The sequence below is a fragment of the Macrococcus sp. GL_134 genome (assembly GCF_057834705.1).
In genome coordinates this window covers 1,124,865-1,148,679 of the sequence record NZ_CM174409.1, presented here as the reverse complement: position 1 = coordinate 1,148,679, position 23,815 = coordinate 1,124,865, and the positions used below count along the sequence as shown (strand labels likewise).

General features: G+C 40.4%; 25 protein-coding genes, 2 pseudogenes and 1 riboswitch. Of the genes and pseudogenes, 24 read left to right on the top strand and 3 right to left on the bottom strand.

Translation table 11 applies throughout. The features are described 5' to 3' along the window. The first annotated feature begins 13 nt into the window (after positions 1-13). Positions 14-901 (top strand): site-specific tyrosine recombinase XerD, encoded by an 888-nt coding sequence (gene xerD / locus AC3IPL_RS05865; protein ID WP_489239736.1) that lies wholly within the window; start codon positions 14-16, stop codon positions 899-901. A 37-nt stretch (positions 902-938) separates the two neighbouring features. Here xerD and AC3IPL_RS05860 read toward each other — a convergent pair whose 3' ends face one another. Next, entirely contained in the window at positions 939-1,469 is a 531-nt protein-coding gene (locus AC3IPL_RS05860; protein ID WP_489239734.1) for a DUF309 domain-containing protein, read from the bottom strand. Positions 1,470-1,499: 30 nt separating this feature from the next. Here AC3IPL_RS05860 and AC3IPL_RS05855 point away from each other — a divergent pair, with 30 nt between their 5' ends. The 11 genes and pseudogenes from AC3IPL_RS05855 to AC3IPL_RS05805 all read left to right on the top strand — a co-directional run bounded on the left by AC3IPL_RS05855 (position 1,500) and on the right by AC3IPL_RS05805 (position 11,638). Continuing rightward, a complete protein-coding gene (locus AC3IPL_RS05855) occupies positions 1,500-2,210 on the top strand; it encodes a segregation and condensation protein A (RefSeq protein ID WP_489239731.1) in 711 nt (236 codons plus the stop codon). Beyond that, positions 2,204-2,740: an SMC-Scp complex subunit ScpB gene (gene scpB / locus AC3IPL_RS05850; protein WP_489239729.1), complete on the top strand. Its 537-nt coding sequence runs from the start codon at positions 2,204-2,206 to the stop codon at positions 2,738-2,740. The genes AC3IPL_RS05855 and scpB overlap by 7 nt, the downstream gene beginning before the upstream one ends. A 1-nt stretch (position 2,741) precedes the next feature. Next, a complete protein-coding gene (locus AC3IPL_RS05845) occupies positions 2,742-3,479 on the top strand; it encodes a pseudouridine synthase (protein WP_489239727.1) in 738 nt (245 codons plus the stop codon). 74 nt (positions 3,480-3,553) lie between these two features. Further along, positions 3,554-4,087 carry a thiol-disulfide oxidoreductase ResA gene (gene resA / locus AC3IPL_RS05840; RefSeq protein ID WP_489239725.1) on the top strand — a complete coding sequence of 178 codons (534 nt, stop codon included), beginning with the start codon at positions 3,554-3,556 and terminating at the stop codon, positions 4,085-4,087. Positions 4,088-4,101: 14 nt separating this feature from the next. Beyond that, on the top strand, positions 4,102-5,733 hold the full coding sequence (gene resB, locus AC3IPL_RS05835; RefSeq protein WP_489239723.1) for a cytochrome c biogenesis protein ResB: 1,632 nt from the start codon (positions 4,102-4,104) through the stop codon (positions 5,731-5,733). Then, positions 5,730-6,932 carry a c-type cytochrome biogenesis protein CcsB gene (ccsB, locus tag AC3IPL_RS05830; RefSeq protein ID WP_489239721.1) on the top strand — a complete coding sequence of 401 codons (1,203 nt, stop codon included), beginning with the start codon at positions 5,730-5,732 and terminating at the stop codon, positions 6,930-6,932. The genes resB and ccsB overlap by 4 nt, the downstream gene beginning before the upstream one ends. Before the next feature lie 15 nt (positions 6,933-6,947). Further along, a pseudogene (locus AC3IPL_RS05825) lies at positions 6,948-7,671 on the top strand (response regulator transcription factor). Beyond that, positions 7,655-9,379: an ATP-binding protein gene (locus AC3IPL_RS05820; RefSeq protein WP_489239719.1), complete on the top strand. Its 1,725-nt coding sequence runs from the start codon at positions 7,655-7,657 to the stop codon at positions 9,377-9,379. Before AC3IPL_RS05825 ends, AC3IPL_RS05820 begins: the two are co-directional and overlap by 17 nt. A gap of 53 nt (positions 9,380-9,432) precedes the next feature. Continuing rightward, positions 9,433-9,561: riboswitch (FMN riboswitch) on the top strand. 73 nt (positions 9,562-9,634) lie between these two features. Then, on the top strand, positions 9,635-10,189 hold the full coding sequence (locus AC3IPL_RS05815) for an ECF transporter S component (protein ID WP_489239717.1): 555 nt from the start codon (positions 9,635-9,637) through the stop codon (positions 10,187-10,189). Positions 10,190-10,330: 141 nt separating this feature from the next. Next, positions 10,331-11,395 carry a YeeE/YedE family protein gene (locus AC3IPL_RS05810; protein ID WP_489239715.1) on the top strand — a complete coding sequence of 355 codons (1,065 nt, stop codon included), beginning with the start codon at positions 10,331-10,333 and terminating at the stop codon, positions 11,393-11,395. An 18-nt stretch (positions 11,396-11,413) separates the two neighbouring features. Next, the gene (locus AC3IPL_RS05805) at positions 11,414-11,638 is read left to right on the top strand and encodes a sulfurtransferase TusA family protein (protein ID WP_489239713.1); all 225 of its coding nucleotides are present in this window, start codon (positions 11,414-11,416) and stop codon (positions 11,636-11,638) included. 59 nt (positions 11,639-11,697) lie between these two features. Here AC3IPL_RS05805 and AC3IPL_RS05800 read toward each other — a convergent pair whose 3' ends face one another. Next, entirely contained in the window at positions 11,698-11,922 is a 225-nt protein-coding gene (locus AC3IPL_RS05800; RefSeq protein WP_133442917.1) for a ferredoxin, read from the bottom strand. 125 nt (positions 11,923-12,047) lie between these two features. Between AC3IPL_RS05800 and AC3IPL_RS05795 the strand changes: the two genes are divergently transcribed. From AC3IPL_RS05795 to AC3IPL_RS05775, 5 genes and pseudogenes are all read left to right on the top strand, one after another. Continuing rightward, positions 12,048-12,974: a helix-turn-helix domain-containing protein gene (locus AC3IPL_RS05795; protein WP_489239711.1), complete on the top strand. Its 927-nt coding sequence runs from the start codon at positions 12,048-12,050 to the stop codon at positions 12,972-12,974. Further along, a complete protein-coding gene (locus AC3IPL_RS05790) occupies positions 12,961-14,325 on the top strand; it encodes a RecQ family ATP-dependent DNA helicase (RefSeq protein ID WP_489239709.1) in 1,365 nt (454 codons plus the stop codon). The genes AC3IPL_RS05795 and AC3IPL_RS05790 overlap by 14 nt, the downstream gene beginning before the upstream one ends. Before the next feature lie 914 nt (positions 14,326-15,239). Next, a pseudogene (locus AC3IPL_RS05785) lies at positions 15,240-15,383 on the top strand (LysM peptidoglycan-binding domain-containing protein); the annotation flags it as partial. A 32-nt stretch (positions 15,384-15,415) separates the two neighbouring features. Then, complete coding sequence (locus AC3IPL_RS05780; RefSeq protein ID WP_489239707.1) at positions 15,416-16,054, top strand: CBS domain-containing protein; 639 nt, start codon at positions 15,416-15,418, stop codon at positions 16,052-16,054. Between the two features lie 42 nt (positions 16,055-16,096). After that, complete coding sequence (locus AC3IPL_RS05775; RefSeq protein WP_489239705.1) at positions 16,097-17,077, top strand: YpdA family putative bacillithiol disulfide reductase; 981 nt, start codon at positions 16,097-16,099, stop codon at positions 17,075-17,077. Positions 17,078-17,103: 26 nt separating this feature from the next. Here AC3IPL_RS05775 and AC3IPL_RS05770 read toward each other — a convergent pair whose 3' ends face one another. Beyond that, positions 17,104-18,069, bottom strand: coding sequence for an asparaginase (locus AC3IPL_RS05770; RefSeq protein ID WP_489239703.1), 966 nt, complete (start codon positions 18,067-18,069; stop codon positions 17,104-17,106). A 74-nt stretch (positions 18,070-18,143) separates the two neighbouring features. Here AC3IPL_RS05770 and cmk point away from each other — a divergent pair, with 74 nt between their 5' ends. The 7 genes from cmk to AC3IPL_RS05735 all read left to right on the top strand — a co-directional run bounded on the left by cmk (position 18,144) and on the right by AC3IPL_RS05735 (position 23,768). Then, positions 18,144-18,797: a (d)CMP kinase gene (gene cmk / locus AC3IPL_RS05765; RefSeq protein WP_489239701.1), complete on the top strand. Its 654-nt coding sequence runs from the start codon at positions 18,144-18,146 to the stop codon at positions 18,795-18,797. 75 nt (positions 18,798-18,872) lie between these two features. Continuing rightward, the gene (rpsA, locus tag AC3IPL_RS05760) at positions 18,873-20,030 is read left to right on the top strand and encodes a 30S ribosomal protein S1 (RefSeq protein WP_489239699.1); all 1,158 of its coding nucleotides are present in this window, start codon (positions 18,873-18,875) and stop codon (positions 20,028-20,030) included. Positions 20,031-20,136: 106 nt separating this feature from the next. Continuing rightward, entirely contained in the window at positions 20,137-21,447 is a 1,311-nt protein-coding gene (gene der, locus AC3IPL_RS05755) for a ribosome biogenesis GTPase Der (protein ID WP_489239697.1), read from the top strand. 13 nt (positions 21,448-21,460) lie between these two features. Next, the gene (locus tag AC3IPL_RS05750; protein WP_489239695.1) at positions 21,461-22,459 is read left to right on the top strand and encodes an NAD(P)H-dependent glycerol-3-phosphate dehydrogenase; all 999 of its coding nucleotides are present in this window, start codon (positions 21,461-21,463) and stop codon (positions 22,457-22,459) included. Positions 22,460-22,468: 9 nt separating this feature from the next. Continuing rightward, positions 22,469-22,675: a DUF2768 domain-containing protein gene (locus AC3IPL_RS05745; RefSeq protein ID WP_489239693.1), complete on the top strand. Its 207-nt coding sequence runs from the start codon at positions 22,469-22,471 to the stop codon at positions 22,673-22,675. Beyond that, the gene (locus tag AC3IPL_RS05740) at positions 22,668-23,384 is read left to right on the top strand and encodes a hypothetical protein (RefSeq protein WP_489239691.1); all 717 of its coding nucleotides are present in this window, start codon (positions 22,668-22,670) and stop codon (positions 23,382-23,384) included. The genes AC3IPL_RS05745 and AC3IPL_RS05740 overlap by 8 nt, the downstream gene beginning before the upstream one ends. Positions 23,385-23,495: 111 nt before the next feature. Continuing rightward, a complete protein-coding gene (locus AC3IPL_RS05735; protein ID WP_489239690.1) occupies positions 23,496-23,768 on the top strand; it encodes an HU family DNA-binding protein in 273 nt (90 codons plus the stop codon). Positions 23,769-23,815 lie beyond the last annotated feature (47 nt).

The following is a 23,815-nucleotide window of genomic DNA, read 5'->3' as shown; positions in this document are numbered from 1 at the left end:
AAGAGGTGAGTATATGCGTGATATAGTAGAGGAATTTTTACATTTTATTATGATAGAAAAAGGTTTGAGTGAGAATACCATTGCCGCCTACAGACGAGATTTGACAGGTTATATTGAATTCCTTGAAAAAGAGAAAATAGGCCATCTCGATAATGTAGATAGATTTACCATTACATTGTATTTGGGACAATTGAAAGAGGAGAATAAATCTCAGAAGACGATTGCCCGCAATACTGCTTCTATTAGAGGATTCCATCAATTTGCATTACGAGAGAAATACGCAGTTAAAGATCCTACAGTGATGCTCGAACCCCCAAAAGTTGCTAAACATCTACCGGATGTGTTATCCATTGAAGAAGTGGATATTTTTCTGGATGCTCCTGATACATCTAAGCTGTTCGGTAGAAGGGATCAGGCGATGCTGGAACTCCTCTACGCAACAGGCATGAGGGTGAGTGAGCTGATCAATCTGAACCTTGATGACATCAACCTCATTATGGGATACGTCCGAGTCTTCGGTAAAGGCAGTAAAGAACGGATTATTCCGCTTGGTACAAAGTCTATGACTGTTCTTGATGATTATATTAAGAATACCCGTCCGAAAATGCTGAAAAAAGAAGTGACGAATAGTCTATTTCTGAACTTTCACGGTCGGCGGATGACAAGACAGGGCTTCTGGAAAATCATCAAGCAGCTGAAAGAAGAAGCAGGGATCAAAAAGAAATTGACACCCCATACGCTCCGGCATTCTTTTGCCACACATCTGCTTGAAAATGGCGCAGATTTACGCGCCGTTCAGGAAATGCTCGGCCATGCAGATATCAGCACAACACAGCTATACACACACATTTCGAAAAAACAAATTCGTGACGTCTATAAAAAGACGCACCCAAGGGCGTAAGGAGATTATGATGAACCAGAACAGTAAATATATCACATTAATCACATTGCTGATCGCCGCACTTTTGTGGGGGATCATCTACTGGGTCTTTATTGCTCATTAGCCGCTTGGTTCGTGCTGCAATAATATCAGAGCGGTCACGCGTCCGGTGAAAATCAATCCATTCACGGTTTGCTTCATTGAAACTATTAAACCCCGGGTAAGTCATCGTCAGCTGATTAAGGCACTGAGAGGTAAGAGGCAGCTGAAGCGGTAAGTAAGGTTCATGAATTTGATTGAAGCGCTGTTTGAGTAGCGGGATGATTGTCGTTTCGACCCCGTAATCATTCAATTGACTGTGATGACGTATGAACCCGTCTATTGCTTTTGTTAAACAGCGTGCGGCACCTGAAATATTACCGCGGCGCTGATGATATTGACTGGTCGCAAGCATGATAAATGCTACTTCAATATCCTGCTTAGTGAACAGCGGCTGAGCCTTCCAGGCATCTTCCAGCAGTTCATGACATTCAAAATAATGCCGTTCATGTAAAAACTGATAATAGTAATCAATCATGATTGCTTTCATTAAAAAAACTCCTGACTGTGAGGTAGATTTATGTACGAAGTAAAATTAGATGCTTTTCAAGGCCCACTTGATCTGCTGCTGCATCTGATTAAAAAATTTGAAATAGATATATATGATATTTCAATGAAGCATCTAACTGAACAATATTTTAATTATATCAATTCCATGGAAGAGTTGGATATCAATGTGCAAAGTGAATATTTAGTCATGGCATCAGAACTGCTCCGAATAAAGAGCAGAATGCTGCTTCCTGTACAACAGGAAGATTTTGATGAGGATCCACGTGAAGAGCTTGTGACGCAGTTGATAGAATATCAGAACTATAAATATTATGCTGAACTGCTCGATGAAAAAAGGCGGGAACGGGAACAGTTTTTTGTCAAAGCTCCTGCTGACTTGTCTCATTATGAGCGGTCGTCCAATATTGACATTGAACTGTCGGTGGTCGACTTAATGGCAGCCTACCAAAAAGCGAAATCAAGAAAAAAAATTCAAGTGCCGGAAGTAACCTATCAGAGGGAATCTTATACGATTCAGCAAGGTACAGATTTAATCAGAAATAAACTGACTGAAAAGTCATCCATTCACTTTACGGACCTGTTTGATTTCAATGAATCTAAACAGCGTCTCGTCACTATTTTCATGGCCATGCTGGAACTGATGAAGCATGGTGAAATCATAGTGATGCAAGAGCGGTTGTTCGGTGAAATTCAAATCAGACGAGGTAAGGCACTATGTTAACTAACCAGGATATTATGACAGGTCTACTCTATACAGTCGGCGACGAAGGGATAGAAGCAGAGACCTTATGTGAACTTTTGAATATGACGAAGAAAGAATTAGCTGAACTGGTGCAAACTTTTGAATCAGACGTGATGCGTATCAATCAATATGGCAGCCGTTACTTTTTAGGCGTCGTTGCTGAGCTTAATCCATATATCGAGCAGCTGGTCACTCATGAAGTCGGCCGTAAACTGACCCAGGCTTCTATGGAAACACTGGCAATCATCGCTTATAATCAACCCGTAACACGGAGTGATATAGAGGCAATCAGAGGTGTCAATTCAGATGGTCCTGTCAAAACTCTCGTCGAAAAAGGGCTGATTTTGACGAAACAGGAAGACTCCCGCAGCCAGCAGCTCTATACATCTGACTACTTTCTTCAAGTCTTCGGAATTGAATCGCTGGATGAACTTCCAGCTGACAGTACTTTAGATCAGGCGGATGAAATGGAACAGTTTTTCAAATCAATGAACGATAAAGGAGAATAACATGAACGAACAATATGAGAGATTACAAAAAGTCATTGCACAGAGCGGTGTTACTTCGCGCCGAAAAGCAGAAGTTCTAATTACTGAAGGTAAAGTGACAGTAAACGGTGAAGTGGTCAAAGTTCTAGGGACAAAAGTAAAACCTTCAGACAAAATCGAAGTAGAAGGAATTCCTTTAGAGAATCCGGATAAGCTCTATATTTTATTTCATAAACCGACGAAGGTCATCACCAGTGTATCTGATGACAAAGGGAGAACGGTGGTCACTGATTTCTTTCCACAGTTAAAAGAACGTATTTTCCCTGTCGGTAGATTGGATTATGAAACATCAGGCTTACTGCTGTTGACGAATGACGGAGAATTTGCGAACCATATGACGCATCCAAGATACAAAATCAAGAAAAAATATGTTGCTAAACTTAAAGGATATCTGCTGAGAGAAGAAGTTAAACAGCTTGAAAAAGGAATCATGCTGGAAGACGGTAAAACTGCACCGGCCATAGTCAAAGTAAAATCTCAGGATCGCGAGAAGAATACAACGCTTGTGGAAATCACCATATCAGAAGGTAGAAATCGTCAAGTCCGAAGAATGTTCAGCCATTTTGGTCATGAAGTAGTGAAATTATCTCGTATTGAATATGGTCATTTAACTTTGAAAAGTTTGAACGCTGGAGATGCTCGGGAACTCTCCCCGCATGAAGTCAAAATGCTGCGTCAAATGGCACAGTTCAAAGATTAAAATTCACATTGTTGCCACTCAATCAAAATGATGGAGTGCTATAATAGATGTAATCATGTTTAAAGGAGTATGTTATGTCGAAACAAGCAAAGAAAATCACTCAATATGTAGTGCTGCTGCTTATTATCGCTGCAATCGGTTTTATTGTCTTTGTCACTGTGACTAAGGATAAGAATGCCGGAGCGGAAGTAGGAAGCAAAGCGCCTGACTTCCAGCTGCAGACAACAGATGGCAGGACAGTCAGCCTGGATGATTACAAAGGCAAAGGATTAATTCTGAATTTCTGGGGGACTTGGTGTGAACCATGTCGTAAAGAGATGCCTGCATTAAGTGAAAATTATGATAAATACAAACAGCAGAATGTAGAAGTGCTCGGTATTCATATTAAGAATACACCGCAGCAGGTTGAGCAGTTCTTCAAAGGATTGAAAGACGAGGTCCATATTCCTATTGCGTTTGATAACAATAATGAAGTGACAGATGCATTCGGAATAGATCCTCTGCCTACTACTGTCGTCATTGATAAAGACGGTAAAATCACTGCCATTCACGAAGGCGAAATGACCAGTGAGATGATTGAAAATTATATGAAAAGTATTAAACCGTAAGTGAGGGACTATCAATGAAAGAACAAAAAATAGTCTGTATATGCGGCCACGTCAATCCTCCGGGAACGCAGCTGTGTCAAAAGTGCGGACGATTAATCAATGATGATTATGACAAGAAGAAAACGACAGATGTCATGCGTTACGATGGCTCTGCTGTACGCAGTAAAACGAAAAATAAAACATGGATCGATAAAATCTGGATTTTCTTCAGTTCGGTCAAGACGGGTGTCGTGCTGCTTGTTTTAACAGTTATCGGAGCAGCAATGGGCTCTCTGCTACCTCAGCGCTACTTTATTCCGTTAAATGCTGATCCGGAAACGTTCTATCAGGAGAAATACGGGTCTATCGGTTATCTGTATTATAAACTTGGATTTGATAATTTATATACATCTTGGTGGTTTTTAATTCTGCTGGTACTGGTGGCATTCTCTATCATTGCTGCAAGTATTGACCGCGGTGTGCCGCTCTACAAATCATTGAAAAATCAGTCTATCAAAAAACATCCGACATTTCTTAAGCGTCAACGACTGACGTTGACAGATGAATCGACACAGAACCTCGATGCCATCAAATCTTCTCTTGAGCAAAAACGCTATAAAGTGAAAATGGATGGCAATTCACTGCTGGCAGAAAAAGGACGTATTAGTCGGTATGGTCCTTATATCAACCATTTAGGTCTTATTATTTTACTGGCAGGTAGTATGCTTCGCTTCATTCCATCATTTTATTATGATGGTTCCGTCGCTGTGAAAGAAGGAGATACTAAAAGTATTCCGGGTACCGATAAGCAGTACTATATTAGAAATGATAAGTTTATCTTTGAGCAGTATGATGAAAAAGCACAGTTTAACACTGAATCGAAGAAAGCTGATGCTCCCAAAAATATGATCGCCAAAAATTATGAAACGCAGTTGACATTGTTTGAAAATAACAATGAAAATATACCTGGTGCTGAGGCAGATCTGACTGAGCTGAAAAAGGGAAGCATTCGGGTGAATCATCCATTCAAGTTTGATCATTTTGAGCTGTATCAGAACAGTTTTGACCAAAGTCAATTAAAGGATATGACCTTTAAAGTGATTGATAACGACACAGGTAAAGAAACAGGCAGGCAGTTTACCGTTAACCTTGATGCGCCTGACCCTGAATTCAAAATCAATGACAAGCTCAAGGTTCACTTAAGAAATTATGCACCGGATTTTGATAAGGTTGAAGCGAATGGTACACTGTCAACGAAGACACCTAACACCATTAATCCAGCATTTGTATTTGAAGTGGATCAGTCTGGGGAACAGCCTGAGTATAGTCTGCTCAAAATACGCTCATCGCAGGATATCACTGAAGGCAATGACTATTCCATTAAGTTTGTCAGCGCAACCAATCAGGTGATGACCTTCTTGACAGTGAAAAAAGATTTAACGCTGCCCATCCTGTTTACTGGTTTTACGATATTCCTGATTGGATTATTCCTAGGATCTTATATCAATCATCGTAGAATATGGATTAATCAAGATGAGATTTTCAAACTGGCAGCACATACCAACAAAAATTATTTCGGTCTTAAAAAGGAAATCAACGCTATGTTAAACACCTATCACTTACCGGAAGTAAAAGATAAAAATGATGAATCGGAGGCACAGTCATGAATCATGATACTTTATTGAATATAAGCAGTACGGCGTTATACGCTGCTTTTATTTTGTATTTAATAGCGATTCTTCCTTTCTCAGCAAGTATTAAAGCAAAGAGAAAAGGAAGTGAGCGAGTTGGTGTCACATTGACCGCTATTGGTTTTGTTATGCAGCTTGTATATTTCGTTACGCGGTGGATGGCAGCGGGTCATGCTCCTGTCAGTAATATGTATGAATTTTTAACGATGTTCGGTATTATGATGGTCGGAGGATTTCTTATCATTAATGCCATCTATCATACACCGATTCTTGCGTTATTCTCGCTGCCTATTGCAATGCTTGTCATTGTCTATGCCAGCATGTTCTCAAGAGATGTCTCGCCGCTGATTCCAGCTCTTCAAAGTAACTGGCTGGCTATTCATGTAATCACTGTGACATTATCATATGGAATATTATCAGTCAGTGCTGTCGCAGGGCTCATCTATTTGCTGCGTTATGTGGATAGTAATGAAAAATCAATAGATGCGTTCTGGCTTGAAGTTGTCATGTATTTCATTGTATTAGTGGTTGCTTTTATCATGACGACAATCGTGATGAAAAATATCGTTCACTATGAAGATAATTTTTTCTATATTGATAAGAATGGCAATGAAGCAGTAGCAACTTATCACCTGCCTGCATTGATTACATTTGAAGATTCTGTTCCAGTCGACCATAATGGTAATAACGAATGGAAAGAATCCGATCACTTTATGACAGGTATTGAAGTACCGCCAGTACTCAATGCACAAAAATTGACGACAGTTGTCTGGTCAATTATTATCGGCTCCATTCTCTTTGTCATCATCAGATTGATTGCAAGGAGAACTATCTTCTCGATGGTTAAGCCATTGACAAACAAAGTCTCTCTTCCACTGATGGATGAAATCGGCTATCGTTCTGTCATCATTGGATTCCCATTGTTTGCACTCGGCGGACTATTGTTTGCAAGTATTTGGGCACAGATTGCCTGGAGTAGATTCTGGGGCTGGGATCCAAAAGAAGTATGGGCACTGGTGACATTCCTGTTCTATGCGATCTTCCTGCATTTAAGACTGGGAAAAGGCTGGGAAGGAAAGAAATCTGCTTGGCTCGCTGTTGTAGGTATGGGCATCATCTTGTTTAATGTCATCGCTGTCAATCTCCTTATTGCTGGATTACATTCATACGCTTAGAAAAGGATGTGTCATATGAAAGAAAGAATACTCATAGTTGATGATGAAGATAGAATCAGAAAACTTGCCAAGATGTACCTTGAACGTGAAGGTTTTGAAACGGTTGAAGCAGCGGACGGAGAACAAGCACTCGATTTGGCACTCGGCAGTAACTTCCACTGCATTCTCCTGGATATTATGCTTCCCGGAATGGACGGCTTGACGGTCTGCCGCAAGATCCGTGAAAAAAAATCAACACCGATTATTATGTTGACTGCGAAAGGTGAAGAAAATAATCGGGTGGAAGGCTTTGAAATAGGGGCTGATGATTATATTGTCAAACCCTTCTCGCCAAGAGAAGTAGTTCTCCGAGTGAAAGCTATTTTAAGACGTTCACAAAGCACGCTGTTCTTTCAGCATGAAAATCATACAAAAGACTTGATTGTCTTCGATTCACTGGTCATTGACAATGACGCCCACCGTGTCAGTGCAGATAACAAAGAAGTGAACTTAACGCCGAAAGAATATGAGTTGCTGTTATTTCTGGCTAAATCTCCGGATAAAGTATTTGACCGTGAGCAGCTGCTGAAAGAAGTATGGCACTATGAATTTTACGGCGATCTTCGCACTGTTGATACACATGTTAAGCGGCTCCGTGAGAAGCTCAACAAAGTCTCTCCGCGTACGGCAGAGATGATTCATACGGTCTGGGGCGTCGGCTATAAGTTTGAGGTAAAAGAACAATGAACCAATTAAATAGTGTCGTCATTAAACTGTGGTTAACTATCATTTTGATAGTGACTACAGTTTTAATTATATTATCTATTGCGCTTGTCAGTTTTTTTAATTCTTATTTCATCGCCGAAACAGGCAAAAATTTGTATCAGAATGCTACTAAAATCGAAGAAGTGCTCATGAGTCATCATAACCAGAAGGATTCACTCAACTATGCAAAGGCGTTAATTGAAAACCCTGCCGGCCTGATGATAGTGAAAAGTGAAGATGAACTGAAGACGAGCCATGAAGATCCACTGAAGCAGATCATGGTGGATGAAGTAAGAACGAATCGGGATTACCGGCCTGTATTTGACCAGGACAAACACGTCACTAAAACGATAACGGTCGAGTATCAAGACACTCTTCACCGCTATATATTACTTGGATTTCCTTCCCAGGCATTTGACACGAATGGCGCTATCATATTGTATCAGGACATCAATTCAATTGTTGACACCATTCAATATATCTGTCTCATCATTTCAGGGGTAACACTACTGCTTATCCTTCTGACTACTATCTTTGCTTTCTTCCTGTCCACAAAAATTACTAAGCCGCTACTGCTGCTGAAAGATTCAGCTTTCAAAGTCGCTCGAGGTGAACAGACGGGAAGACTTGTCACGCACTCGAGAGACGAAATCGGAGAACTTACAGTGGCTTTTAACAAGATGGAGAAAGAAATACGTCATAACATCAGCTCTATAGAAGCAGAGCGTAATGTCAGAGACAAGCTGATTGATGCCATGGCTGATGGTGTACTGAGCTTTCAGCTGGATATTGAACATCAGCTGAGTAATCCGATGGCTGAAAAATTTCTGTCATTGATCAATGATCAGGAAAAGCAGGAAGTGATTTCAGTATTCAAATCAGTGACTGAACTAGAAGAGACCCAAACGATGACTCTTTCTCCTGAAAATCATCATTTTGTCGTGATCATTTCGCCGGTTAAGACTAACGGAAAAATAGGGGCGGTTGCGCTGATCCGTGATATGACGGAAGAATTTCAAAATGATGAAATGAAAAAGAGGTTTATCGCCAATGTCTCTCATGAACTGAGAACACCTATTCAGATGCTGCAAGGCTATACTGAGGCACTGCTTGATGGCATCGGAGAAACAAAAGAAGAGCGGGATGAATTTCTGTATATTATATTAGATGAGAGCAGACGTTTAAATCGAATGGTCAATGAACTGCTGAATATTGCAAGATATGACGCAGGTACGAATGACCTGGCTCTTGAACCTGTGCCTATTGAATCATTGTTCCAGAAAGTATCAAATAATTTCAAGCAGAGTATGTTTGATAACCGTATTGCACTGGACTATGATGCACCGCCGCAGTTGGACTGGCTTCTTGACTACGACAAGATGATTCAAGTATTGACGAACCTGATTGACAATGCCATCCGTTATACCGATGAAGGTGATTCTATTACACTCAGCGCACATGTTGTTGAGGAAGGTCTAGAACTGAAGGTGAGTGATACAGGCGTTGGAATTTCAGAGAAACATCTTCCGCATATCTTTGATAGATTTTATAAGGTGGATGCTGCGAGAACGAGAGGAAATCATGGCACAGGACTCGGGTTGTTCATCGTTCAGACCATCGTTCAGTCGCATGGTGGAACGATTGATGTAGAGAGTAAAATAGGAGAAGGCACGACGTTCATCATTGTAATACCAAATCATTGATTTTTGATTGATTTTTGTTATGATTAATGGTGGACTTAGTCCAAAATTTAATAATTCATCTTCGGGGACGGTGCAATTCCGTACCGGCGGTCATAGTCCGCGACCTGTCATTGTATGTTGATGATGGCTGATCTGGTGTAATTCCAGAACCGACAGTAAAGTCTGGATGGGAGAAGATGGAGGGAACACATGAATATGGTCATGTTTATTTGTGCTGTCACCTCCTCATTCTCGGATGAATGTAAGGAGTTTATCATGGCAAATATTCATAAGACGAAACGGCTGATATTAATCAGTCTATTAAGCGCGATTAGTTTTGTGCTGATGTTCATCAAGTTTCCGTTACCATTTTTACCACCTTATTTAACGATTGATTTCAGTGATCTGCCTGCCTTGCTTGCGTTATTTACAATAGGGCCGGTCGGTGCGATAGCAGTTGAAGTCATCAAAAATCTACTTAATTTTGTGGTCAATCCGGCTGATCCTATCGGTCCTGCTGCAAACTTGATGGCAGGTGTGTCCTTCTTAATAACGATTTATTTCATTTCAGGGAGACAGCTTAAATATCATCTCATCCCTGCTTTTGCTGCAGCGATTTTAGTAATGACAGTAGTCATGAGTATATTGAATTACTTCGTTCTGCTGCCGCTGTATGGCATGATTATGAATCTTGAAGATATTGCAGCTAATTTAAAAGTCATCGTGTCTGCAGGAATCATTCCCTTTAATATGATAAAAGGGCTGTTATTATCATTTGTATTTATGCTGATTGCACGCCCACTGCTACCGATACTCAATAATAGATTTTAATATAACCCCTTAACATGACATGAGATAGAGCCGATTGAATGCGGCTCTATCTTTTTTTGAATAAAGGGTTGCAATCACTTCACAGATTGATTAAAATAAATATCTTAGTAAATATATCGGAATAGTAGGAGGAAGAAGTTTTTGGTCTGGACAATTTTTAGTGGTTTAATAGTAGGATTATTACTTGGATTCGTTATGCAGCGTACACGTTTCTGTTTGACAGGTGGATTCCGGGATATGTACATACAAAAAAATAACAAAATGTTTTATGCGTTGTTAATTGCAATTACGATTCAAAGTATTGGACTTTTAATATTATCAGTAACCGGTGTTTATCAACTGAGTTACGAAGCATTTCCGATTGTGGGTACGATTGTTGGTTCATTTGTCTTCGGTATAGGGATTATTCTCGCTGGAGGTTGCGCGACAGGGACTTGGTATAGAGCAGGTGAAGGACTGATCGGCAGCTGGGCAGCGTTACTCATGTATGCCATCAGTGCCGCAGCAATGAAATTCGGTTTCTTGAAATCTTTGACTGAAGGTATTAACAGTAAAACATTAGCTAACTCGAACATGATGGAAACGACAGGTATTCCTTACTGGATGTTAGTACTGGTGCTCACTGCTGTGACATTATATTTGGTCAATAAAACATTACGCAAAAAGAAACCGATGGCAGTTCCTCAGCTTAAACAGCGTTATACAGGTATCAGACACTATTTGTTTGAAAAACGATATCACACTTTCGCTGCTGCTGTCGTGATCGGTTTGATTGCACTGCTCGCCTGGCCGATGAGTGTATCAACAGGAAGAGATGGCGGCCTTGGTATTACAACGCCATCAGCAAAATTAGTACAGTTTGTTACAACGGGTGATATGACGTTGCTTGACTGGAGCGTATTCCTTGTACTGGGTATTTTCTTTGGTTCATATATCGCTGCCAAAGGTTCCCGGGAATTCAAATGGAGACTACCGGACATCAAAACGATGCGTAACAGTGTTATCGGAGGCCTATGTATGGGATTCGGTGCATCTCTTGCGGGAGGATGTTCAATTGGTAACGGTCTTGTAGCTACAGCTACGATGTCATGGCAAGGTTGGATTTCATTGTTATTTATGATTTTGGGTGTCTGGTTTATGAGCTACTTTGTATTCATAAAACCGATACAGCAGTATAAGAAAGCAGCAGTTGTGCAGACTGCCTGATAATAGGAGGAATTAAATATGGTACATGAATTAGGAACCGTTGGAATGGTCTGTCCATTCCCATTGATTGAAGCACAGAAAAAAATGGACACGCTTGCTGTAGGCGAAGAACTTAAAATAGACTTTGACTGCACACAGGCAACAGAAGCCATTCCGAACTGGGCAGCGGATAATAATTATCCGGTGACTAATTACGAACAACTAGACGACGCATCATGGACAATTACAGTCCAAAAGGCTTAATTGCAGCGCGTCAAATCATAAAAAAGCAGCTGGAAATTATTTTTCCAGCTGCTTTTTTATTATTCGAATTTCAATGCGTCTCCATCGAAAGATTCATCGGCCACTTTAATTGAATCTGTTGGACATCCTTCAAATGCATCGATCATATCTTCTTCAAGTTCTTCCGGGACTTCCTGGATACCTTTGTTATCATCTAGAATTACGAATGCAATACCTTCGTCATCATAGTCATATATATCCGGCGCAGCGGCACCACAAGCGCCACATGCGATACATGTATCCATATCGACAATCGTATATTTACCTGCCAATTTATTCGCCTCCTTACATAAAAGTGCTACAATATCAGTACATACTTATTTTAGAGATTCATTTCTTATTTTTCAACCTATATTATTTGGAGGAACAGATGAATTCAATATTAGCGCTGGCAAGAAAACGGAAGTTCCAGGCTAAAACTGAAAAAAGTTTTACCAATATACTGACAGGATACAAATCACATCAAACGTATTTTGATGCCTTGATGCAGAATATGCTGCCGTTTTATAACAGTTTTAAGGCGGACTTTCAGTTCCCGGAACACGTTGATATATCTCAGGCAGATGATCCTTATTTTTATCCTTATTTTTATGATTCTTCTATGATGACTTTTCAGGCACTGAGGCTGGTGACTCAGTCGTTATCTGCTAAGTCGACGGGGCGCGCTACCTTTTATCCGGTAACGAATCATTTATACGTTCAGCAGCAGGCGAAATACTGTTACTCATTATTCAATGCATCACCGGATGATTTTCAGCAGAAACTACTCGCACTGTATAGGGCGGTTCATGAGCAGCTGCAATTCTGCTGCAGTTATCTGCTGCTGCCGAATGGAAGCGGCAGTCACTTTAGTAGAGAAGAGATCGGCAGGCAATTTCATCTGCAGCCGGATGAACTCGATACTGTTCTACTAAAAGAAATCAACTTCATCACTGAATGGGTGAGAAGAGATCCCGCACTTTCTATGCTTTATATTAGAATCCCGCTGCACAGCGCTACGGAAAAAACAGCCCAGTTATTAAAACAGCAGTTATCAATCGAACAGATAGCCGCCATGCGCCAAGTGAAACACCATACCATTGAAGATCATTTGATTGAAATGATGATAAAAGATTACGCACTCGACTGGCAGCAGTTTGTCTCTGAAGACGAAGTAGCTGAAATTAGAACGTTGTATCACGACTATTCATTTGAGAGATTAAAACCCTTCTATGAGCACTCAAGTATTGATGACTACTTTAAAGTGAAGCTGGCATTATGCGTTGTTATCAAGGAGGTTCATCATGGAGCAGAATAAACTATTAAGTGAGCTATATGGATTCACACAGCTGCGTAACGGTCAGCGGGAGATTATTGAAGCAGCCGACCGGGGGGAAGATATTCTTGCGCTGCTGCCGACCGGCGGAGGGAAATCGTTGTGTTACCAGTTACCTGTACTGATGAAAGGCGGCAGGGCACTGGTCATTACACCACTCGTGTCATTGATGGAAGATCAAGTGGCAGAACTGAAAAGACTCAAGATTAAAGCTGTCTGTATTCATAGTTTTTTAGACAGTCAGGAAAAGCGTATCATCTTTAATCAGCTCAATCAGTTTCAATTTATATTTTGTTCTCCCGAATGGCTCAGAACACCAAGAGCGAGAACATTCATTGCCAGCATGTCATTTTCTCATATTGTGATTGACGAAGCTCATTGTATATCAGAATGGGGCTATGATTTCAGACCGCATTATCTGCTGTTGAATGAGCTGATTGAATACTTTTCCAGTGCACAAGTCATGGCACTGACGGCTACAGCGAATGAAAAGACGATTGATGATATTCAGCGTCTTCTGAACCGGAAACTAAACGTCATTGATTATAGGACGATAAGAGAAAATATATTTCTCAAAGTTCTTCCAGCCGCTGAATCCAATAAAATGGAACTGCTTCAGCACATTCTTCCAGGTGCAGGACCAACCATCATTTATTTCTCATCGAAACGGCTATGTGATGATATTCATATTGAACTCATGGCTTCCGGTTTTAAAGGGATGACGTATCATTCTGATATGAATTATGAAGACCGGATGACTGTGCAGCTATCCTTTCACAATGATGCGATACAGTATGTCTGTGCGACAAGTGCCTTTGGAATGGGAATCAATAAAAAGAATATACGGACGGTCATCCATTACCATGTACCAAAATCTAAATTTCAATATGTGCAGGAAATAGGGCGTGCCGGCCGTGACGGTGCACCATCACAGGCTGTTCTTCTGTATCATCCTGACGATTTAAATATCGCCTATCATTTTTTGGAAGATAGCCGCTTGACTGAAAGAGAGCTGCAGTTTTATCTTGATGGAATACAGCTGGACGAGGAAAAACATGAATTACTGGCTATTTTAACAAGACGTTTCTCAGTCAATGAACTAAAGCGTATATTAAATGAAGAAAAGTACACCAAGTACGCGGCAATTGAAGAGATGAAGAACTATGGCAGCCGGATGACCTGTCTAACCGGACTGCTATATGATGTTAAAGGACCATGTCAACACTGCAGTGTTTGTATGGGGGACCAAACATTCGATTTTCAAACCTCAGTAAAGTTATTGCCGCAACAGGATTACAAAGATTATATTAATTCTTTGTTTATGTCTTCGTAGTGCTTTACTAATCAGCATTTCATTGTCTATAATAAATGATATATCCGAATAAATTAGAAGCAGGTGATGACATGTCAAAAGATGATTTTAGAGATGAATTTGAAAAGAGCAAGCAACCCATCGAAAGACAGGAGGATACAACTGAAGAAATTCCTGTAACAAACGATGAGGAAAGAACTGAAAATTTACAGGCAGAAGACAATCAGGAATTCCCGCCGCGTGGAGTATCCAGAAGAACCCGGTCAGCAGAGAGACGTCGTCGTTCTGAAGACCACGAAGAATCAGCTGATGTTGAAGAAGCGTCGTCTGACAAACGGCGTAAACGGTCAGTGACCGCTACAGCAGGTACTGGCGCTGCAGTTAACAGCGGACGACCACAAGACGATGACAAAGTCAGTCGTAAGACATTTGTTGCAGGTACCGGCGCAGCTGGCGCTGGAGCAGTGTCGAATGAAGCAGAGGCTGAATCAGTTGATAGAGAAGTTGAAGAAGAAGATCATAAATCAGGGAATAAATTAATTCCATTGCTTGCTGCACTTCTTGTTTTAATCCCAATTATTCTGTTGATTGGAATGTACATCAACAATCAAATCAATGGTCCTGACAAAAATAATGATGTTGTTGTCACTGCTGACAAAAAAGAGACTTCAACTGAAGAAAAAACAACAGAAAAAGCTGCTAAAGATAAAGACGATAAAGACAGTAAAACTGCTGCAGCTGATAAATCTACGGAAGAAGCGGCTGCAGAAGAAGCTGTTACAGAAGAAACAACAACAGAAGAAGTGACTACAGAAGAAGCTGTTACAGAAGAAACGACTACAGAAGAAACAACAACAGAACAGGCAACTACTGAAACGCCGTCTACAGAAGAAGCTGATGAAGACAGCAGTAATACAGTAGGAACAACTCATGTCGTCGGTTCTAATGAAAACTTATACCGTATCGCTATAAAATATTATGGTAGTGGATCGGCAGAAAACGTCGAAAAGATCAGAAGAGCAAATGGTCTGTCTGGTAACGAAATCGGTGCAGGTCAAACGTTAGTAATACCTAAATAGTTTTATTATATTGTTATTAAAGGGGGATGGTTATGTATTTAAAGACAATTATGATTCCAAAGGGCAAATGTTATGTTGCCAGTCCGGATGATTCTGTAAAATCTGTTATTGATAAATTAGAACATTACGGAATAGACGGGATGCCGGTTGTAGGTGCTGGAACTTATTACGGCACTGCTACTCAATTTGATATTTTCAGACATTTCTTCTTCATGAAGGAACGCAAAGAAAAAGAAGATTTTCTTGAAAATACAAAAATAAAAGATATCTTAACATTGGATAAGTATAGTGTGAAAGACGACTTCTTATTCGAAGAATCATTTCTATCACTGCAGGATTTTCCGATCTTGAGCATCATCAATGAGCGTAATGAGTTTTTAGGAATAGTAACACGTTTTGATGTAATGGAACAGTTCAAAAGTGCATTCGGTATGAATCGTCCGGGTGTTCGTATTGCCATCACTTCTATTGATGCTGAAGGTCGAATTAAACGTCTGGCACAAGCGATGCAGAAATTTAAACTGAATGCCATTTCATTTGTGACGTTTGATGAAACTGATAAAATGCATCGCCGAATGATCATCAAAGTAGAAAATGATAAAAATATCAAGAAATTTACAAAGTATTTAACAAATCATGGATTTAAGATTTTAGATATTCAAGAAAATTAAGGGGCTCGTTTTGAGCTTCTTTTTTTTAGGAAGGTGTAATCATTGAAAGTTATTGAAAGTATCGTTGTTGGTGCAGGACCGTGTGGACTCTCTGCAGCGATTGAACAGAAGAAGCTGGGAATTGACACATTGATTATTGAAAAAGGGAACGTGGTACAGGCCATCTATAACTATCCGACGCATCAGACGTTCTTTTCATCGAGCGAAAAACTAGGTATCGGCGATATTCCTTTTATCGTTGAAGAGCACAAACCGAGAAGAAATCAAGCACTGGTTTACTACCGTTCAGTTGTAAAACATTATCAATTGAACATTAATACAGATGAAACAGTACTTGAAGTGAAGTCTACAGCAGAGGGATTTGAACTTACGACGACAAAAGATAGCTATCGCTGCCGCTATTTGACGATTGCGACTGGTTATTACGGCCAACCGAATGTTCTGGATACAGTCGGAGCAGAGCTGCCGAAAGTGCATCATTATTTCAAGGAAGCGCATCCGTACTTCAATAAAAAAGTATTGATTATCGGTGGTAAGAATTCAGCAGTAGATGCGGCAATTGAACTTGAGAAGGCGGGAGCAGACGTTACGATGATTTATCGGGGTGACGTCTATTCTAAAAGTATAAAACCATGGATACTGCCCGTATTTGATTCGCTTGTCAGAAATGAGAAGGTCGATATGTACTTCAATGCTGTGGTTGATGAGATTACTGATGAGACTGTCACATTCACGACAGACGAAACAACGCATACTATAGATAATGACCATGTCTTTGCGATGATCGGTTATCATCCGGATTATGAATTTCTTGAAGCAGCTGGAATTCAGCTTGTCACTAATGATTACGGAACAGCGCCTTATTATAACAAAGAAACGATGGAAACTAATGTTCCTAATTTGTTTATTGCAGGAGTTATCGCAGCAGGCAATGATGCTAATACGATTTTTATTGAAAATGGAAAGTTTCATGGGGGGATGATTGCTGAAGCAATTAAACAACGAAAAGCAAGCAATCAATAAATCACGGCTATTTTGCCGTGATTTATTTATATACTGAAATATTGAGTCAGTGCATCACCTGTCAGACCGTTACTTAATGCTACGATAAGTTTGAGCCTTGCCTTTTGGCCATTCAGTCCATTGGAGAAAATAACTCCTTGCTGGTGAAGTTCATAGCCGCCGCCTTCATATTGATAATTGCTGCTTACAATACCATTGAAACAGCGGGAGACTAAAACAACAGGAATATCATTGGTCAACAACTGATGTAAGCCTGGCAGAGCGCTGGGCGGAAGGTTCCCTTGTCCTAATGCTTCAATAATGACACCGTTATAGTGAGCTTCATTGAAGAAATTAAGAAGTTCGGCATCTAAATCTGAATGAGCCTTGACTAAACCGACCTTAACAGCTTCATCGATTTTGACAAGTGGTTGATTGATGATCGGTAGATGATGGAAATAAATATGGTTTTTAGTGATGATACCCAGCGGTCCATAGTTCGGGCTTTGGAATGTACTTGTATTTGATGTATGTGTCTTTGTGACATTTTTTGCGCTGTGAATCTCATCGTTAAATACGACCAGTACGCCTTTACCTTTCGCATGGTCATCACAGGCCGTACGAATCGCAGCGATGTAATTATAGAGACCATCTGAACCGATTTCATTGGACGAACGCATAGCGCCCGTTAAAATGATCGGAATTGAGACATTCAACGTCAGGTCAAGAAAATAAGCTGTTTCTTCAAGCGTATCTGTGCCATGTGTAATGACGACCCCATGATAGTTGTCTTCATTGACATGTCTCACAATCGTTTTTCTTAGTTCGTTCATATGATGCAGTGACATGTGCGGTGAAGGAACCTGAAAAGGATTGATTTCCGTAATGTCTGCGAGGGCATGGACGCTGCCAATATCTGATACAGGGTTCTCTGTATTGGTTGTGACATAGCCTTCCTTGTTTTCCGACATACTGATGGTGCCACCTGTGTGGAGCACTAATAATTTCTTCATACCTGCCTCCTTATTACATTGCGTTTATTTCTATGATAAAATAAATAAGATTAAACAACAAGGTAGGTTACGTTATGAAAAAGATAAATATCGCAATAGATGGTCCGGCAGCAGCAGGTAAAAGTACAATCGCTAAGCGGGTAGCTGCTGAACTGAACATGGTATATGTTGATACCGGCGCTATGTATAGAGCCATCACACTGGCGCACTTGACTGAACAGAACATCCCTTTTAGTGAACTGGTCAATCAGCTGGAGATCAAATTGATCAATGATAACGGTCAGCGCGTCCTGTTAAATGGGGAGGACATCACGGAAAGAATACGGGAAAACGATGTCACTGAACAAGTTTCATTTGTAGCCAGTCAAGCAGAAGTTCGGGCCTATTTAGTGAAACTTCAACAGATGATGACGCTTGACAAAGGTGTCGTGATGGACGGACGGGATATCGGGACGACTGTTATACCGGATGCTGAACTGAAAATCTACATGGTCGCATCAGTTGACGAGCGGGCGAATAGACGTCTACTAGACAACAATGCACGAGGAATTGGCAGTTCTTTTGAACAGCTTAAGGCAGATATTGCTCATCGTGATCACCTTGATATGACACGGGACATTTCTCCGTTGACTAAAGCATTCGATGCAGTCGAAATAGATACAACAGGACTGTCGATTGAAGATGTCACGAATAGAATTATGACACTTGCTAAGGAACGTCTCCAGTAAAGGCGTATTCCTTGACTTTTGGCCCATATTATAAGAAGTTTAATATGGAAGATTTATTATTAGGAGGACGAAACGATGACTGAAGAATTTAATGAAAACATGATAAGTGAGATCAATGAAGGCGATAAAGTAAAAGGTACTGTTCAAAAAATCGAAGATAAGCACGTTGTAGTGCATATCGATGGTGCAAAATATGACGGTATCATTCCAATCAGCCAATTAACAAGTCTGCACATCGACAAAGCAGAGGAAGCAGTTTCTGAAGGAGACGAAATCGAAGCATTTGTCACTAAAATTGAAGATAAAGAAGAAGATGGCCATTATATTCTATCTAAACGTAAATTAGATGAAGTACAGTCATTTGACTCATTACGTGAGAAATTTGAGAATAATGAAACAATCGAAGCAGAAGTTAAAGAAGTAGTCAAAGGCGGCTTAGTTGTAGATGTCGGCTTACGTGGCTTCATTCCAGCATCTTTAATTTCAACTGAGTATATTGAAGATTTCTCTGATTATCAAGGCCGTCAATTGACACTTAAGATTGAAGAGCTTGATCAAGAGAAGAACCGTGTGATTTTAAATCACAGAGCGATTGAAGAAGAAGAGAACAAAGCAAAACGTACTGAATCATTGAAATCTCTTGAAACAGGTTCAATGGTCAAAGGTAAAGTCGCACGTATCACTAATTTTGGTGCATTTGTCAATATTGGTGATGTGGACGGCCTGGTTCACATTTCACAAATCACTCATGACCGTCTTGAAAAAGTAGAAGACGCACTTGAAATCGGTCAGGAAGTTCAAGTGAAAATTCTTAACGTGGATGAAGATTCTGAGCGTATTTCATTATCGATCAAAGATGCTTTACCTGGACCTTTTGAAACAATTGATGAGCAGTTCAAAGTGGGCGATATCGTCGATGGTAAAGTGATGAGACTTGCTGCGTTTGGCGCATTTGTTGAAATCGCAAAAGGTCTTCAAGGACTTGTGCATATTTCACAGATCAGCCATGACCACATTGCTAACCCATCAGATGTCCTTGAAGTCGGCCAGACAGTTCGAGTGAAAATTCTTGATATCAACAAGGAAGATCAGAGAATCGGCCTATCCATTAAAGCAACTGAAGAGCAGTCTGACGATTATGATACATCATATTTGAATGACAGTCGTCAAGACGATGATGCACCGACTTTAGGTGATATGTTCGGCGACAAATTCAAAGATTTAAAATTATAATAAGATCCATTATTAAAGTAACGTTTCGGCGTTACTTTTTTTAATTATGATAACAATTCAAGATATGATAAAATAGATGGGATATTAATTGAGAGGAAGAACAAGATTGACTAAACCAACAATAGCAATAGTCGGCCGTCCGAACGTCGGGAAATCAACTATATTTAACCGAATCATCGGCGAACGTGTCTCAATCGTCGAAGATACGCCAGGAGTGACACGTGACCGTATATATTCAAGCGGCGACTGGCTGACACACGAATTTAATATAATAGATACAGGAGGCATCGAGCTTGGAGATGAGCCGTTTCAAGAACAGATTCGTGCACAGGCTGAGATCGCAATAGATGAAGCAGATGTCATCATATTCATGACGAATGGTCGTGATGGTGTGACACGTGATGATGAATTCGTGGCTCAGCTGCTGTATAAATCCAGTAAACCTGTAGTCCTTGCCGTCAATAAAGTCGATAATCCTGAAATGAGAGCGGATATTTATGACTTTTATTCTTTAGGTTTTGGTGAGCCGTTTCCGATTTCCGGTTCTCATGGGCTTGGGCTCGGTGACCTGCTCGATGAAGCAAGTAAACATTTTCCTGAAGACAGCGATATTGAATATGATGATGATGTCATTAAATTCAGTTTGATTGGCCGTCCGAATGTCGGTAAATCGAGTATGATCAACAGCATTCTTGGTGAGGAGCGTGTCATTGTCTCTCCAATTGCGGGCACAACACGTGATGCCATCGATACGGTCTATACGTATGAAGATCAGGAATATGTGATGATCGATACGGCAGGAATGCGTAAAAAGGGAAAAGTCTATGAAGCAACAGAACGCTACTCTGTGCTGCGGGCACTCCGTGCCATTGAACGATCCAATGTAGTTCTTGTAGTCATTGATGCTGAAGAAGGTATCATTGAACAGGATAAAAAGATCGCAGGTTATGCTCATGAGGCAGGTAAAGCAGTTATCATCGTCGTCAATAAGTGGGATACCGTAGACAAAGATTCCAAAACAATGAAAAAATTTGAGGATAACATTCGAGCGCATTTTCAGTTTCTCGACTATGCACCGATCGCCTTTGTTTCAGCACTTCAAAGAAAGCGTTTGACTACTTTGTTCCCGCTGATCAACATGGCAAGTGAAAACCATAAAAAACGCGTCCAGAGCAGCACGCTTAACGAAGTGATTACAGATGCAGTGGCCATGAATCCGACGCCGACGGATAACGGCAGCAGACTGAACATCTTCTACAGTACGCAGGTCGCTATTGAGCCGCCGACATTTGTTATCTTTGTCAATGATGTAGAAATGATGCACTTCTCATATCAGCGCTTCTTAGAGAACAGAATTCGTGATGCCTTTGGATTTGAAGGGACACCGATTCATTTAATCGCAAGGAAACGTAATTAGGAGGAAATTTGATATGACAGCAATAACAGTACTTGGAACAGGAAGTTGGGGCACAGCACTGGCTAATGTTCTATTGGATAACGGACATGAAGTAATGATGTGGGGTAAAACTGAGCAGACTGTCGCTGAGTTAAATGATTCTCGTACCAATCACAAATATTTACCCGGTATCACGTTGAACGACGGTATGCGTGCTACTGCTGATTTGAAAGCAGCGATGGATTTTAGTGACATGATCATTGTAGCAGTTCCAACGAAGGCCATCAGAGGAGTATGTCAGCAGATTAATCAGCAGGCAGACCGACCAAAGCTATTCGTTCATGTGTCAAAAGGTATAGAACCTCATACATTCAGACGTATTTCAGAAATGATAGAAGAAGAAATAAGTCCTGAGTGGTTCGGCGGTGTGGGGGTACTCAGTGGACCTAGTCATGCTGAAGAAGTGGCTTTGAAACAACCGACAACGGTTGCTGTCGCATCAAATGATCAGGCCATTCGAACAGAAGTACAGGATTTATTCATGTGTGATTATTTCAGAGTATATACTAATGATGATCTGATTGGTGTAGAAATAGGGGGTGCCCTTAAAAATATTATTGCACTAGCGGCTGGAATTACTGATGGGCTGGGATATGGTGATAATGCGAAAGCGGCTCTAATGACAAGAGGGCTCGCGGAAATCACACGACTCGGTACAAAGATGGGTGCCGATCCTATGACTTTCCTAGGGCTTGCAGGCATCGGTGATTTGATTGTCACGTGTACATCTGTCCATTCTCGAAACTGGAAATGCGGCAACATGCTTGGCAGAGGAATATCGTTAGAGGATGCTTTAACTGAAATGGGCATGGTCGTTGAAGGTGTGCGTACGACGGAAGCGGCTTATGAACTGGCTCGTTCATACGATGTCGAGATGCCGATTACGGAATCTTTATACGGTGTGCTATTCAATGATGAACCATTGGAAGCCAATGTCAAAACTTTAATGAATCGCGAAAAAACAAATGAATAGGTGACTGTCATGTTTAATATTTCTAGAATGGATTTAATGTGGGTGTCTTTCTACTCATTAGGTTTAATGTTGTTAGCGATGACACTGATTTATTTAGCAAGGTTCAAGGTCAAGAACAAAGTGCTGTCAACTGTGTTCACCATTAGTGCTTATTTAAGTCTGATTATCAGCGGGTTGTTAATGGTTGTTGTATTAGGTGGTTCCAACCATGCTTAAACGTATAATGCTTCTTATTTTGCCTGTATTGTTATTGTCCGGCTGTCTCTACCCTGAAGAGCAGCGGGTTGAAAATCAAGTGGCACCGTCAGACCAGCTGAACATGGTTCAGACTGCTGTCGATCAGTATCAAAAGGATAATGATGGACTGCTTCCTATTAAAGACCGCGATGACAGTTACGACTTATATGTCAAACATCCGATTGATTTTGAGAAACTGTCACCGAAATATTTGTCTCAACTGCCAGGTTCTTCATTTGAAAAAGGGGGTTATTTCCAATATGTTCTGATGGATGTTGAAGATGATCCGACTGTAAAACTGGTTGATCTTCGTACGTCAGAAGTATTGAAAGATTTAAGAATACGCCTTAATGTTAAAAACAATGAGCTTCCTCTTAAAAAGAAAGTCGGACCGAATGTCTATGAAATCGATTATAAAAAATATGGACTTGATGAATATCCTACTGTCAACAGTCCTTACAGCGGAGAAGCATTACCGGTCTATATCAATGGCGGCAATGACTTCATCATCGATTACAAAGTTGATCTTGGTAAAAAAATAAAGGAAGACCATTTAAAACTGAAACAGGGATCAGACATCCGCCATATCCTTTACGATGATTCGGCAATATTGCCTGCCTATAGCGTGCCCTATACAGTGGACGATAAAAACGAACCTATTTTTAAATCGCATGCAATAACTAATTAAAAGTACGATTAAACTGACAATAAACGTTGCAGTGTCAACGTTTGTTATGTTAAAGTCATAACATAATGATAAACATTTATCATTACATAACCTTTGGGGAGGTGAATTGACGTGAATAAAACAGATTTAATCAATGCAGTTTCTGAAAATGCTAATTTAACTAAAAAAGAAGCAGGCTTAGCTGTAGATGCTGTTTTTGAATCAATTCAAAAATCATTAGCTAATGGTGAGAAGGTTCAATTAATCGGTTTTGGTAACTTTGAAGTTCGTGAGCGTGCTGCTCGTAAAGGGCGTAACCCACAAACTGGTAAAGAAATCGAAATTCCAGCAAGCAAAGTTCCAGGTTTTAAAGCTGGTAAAGCTTTGAAAGACGCAGTTAAATAATTGTGACTTTTAAAAAAGCCCGTTTACGGGCTTTTTTATTTTGAGTT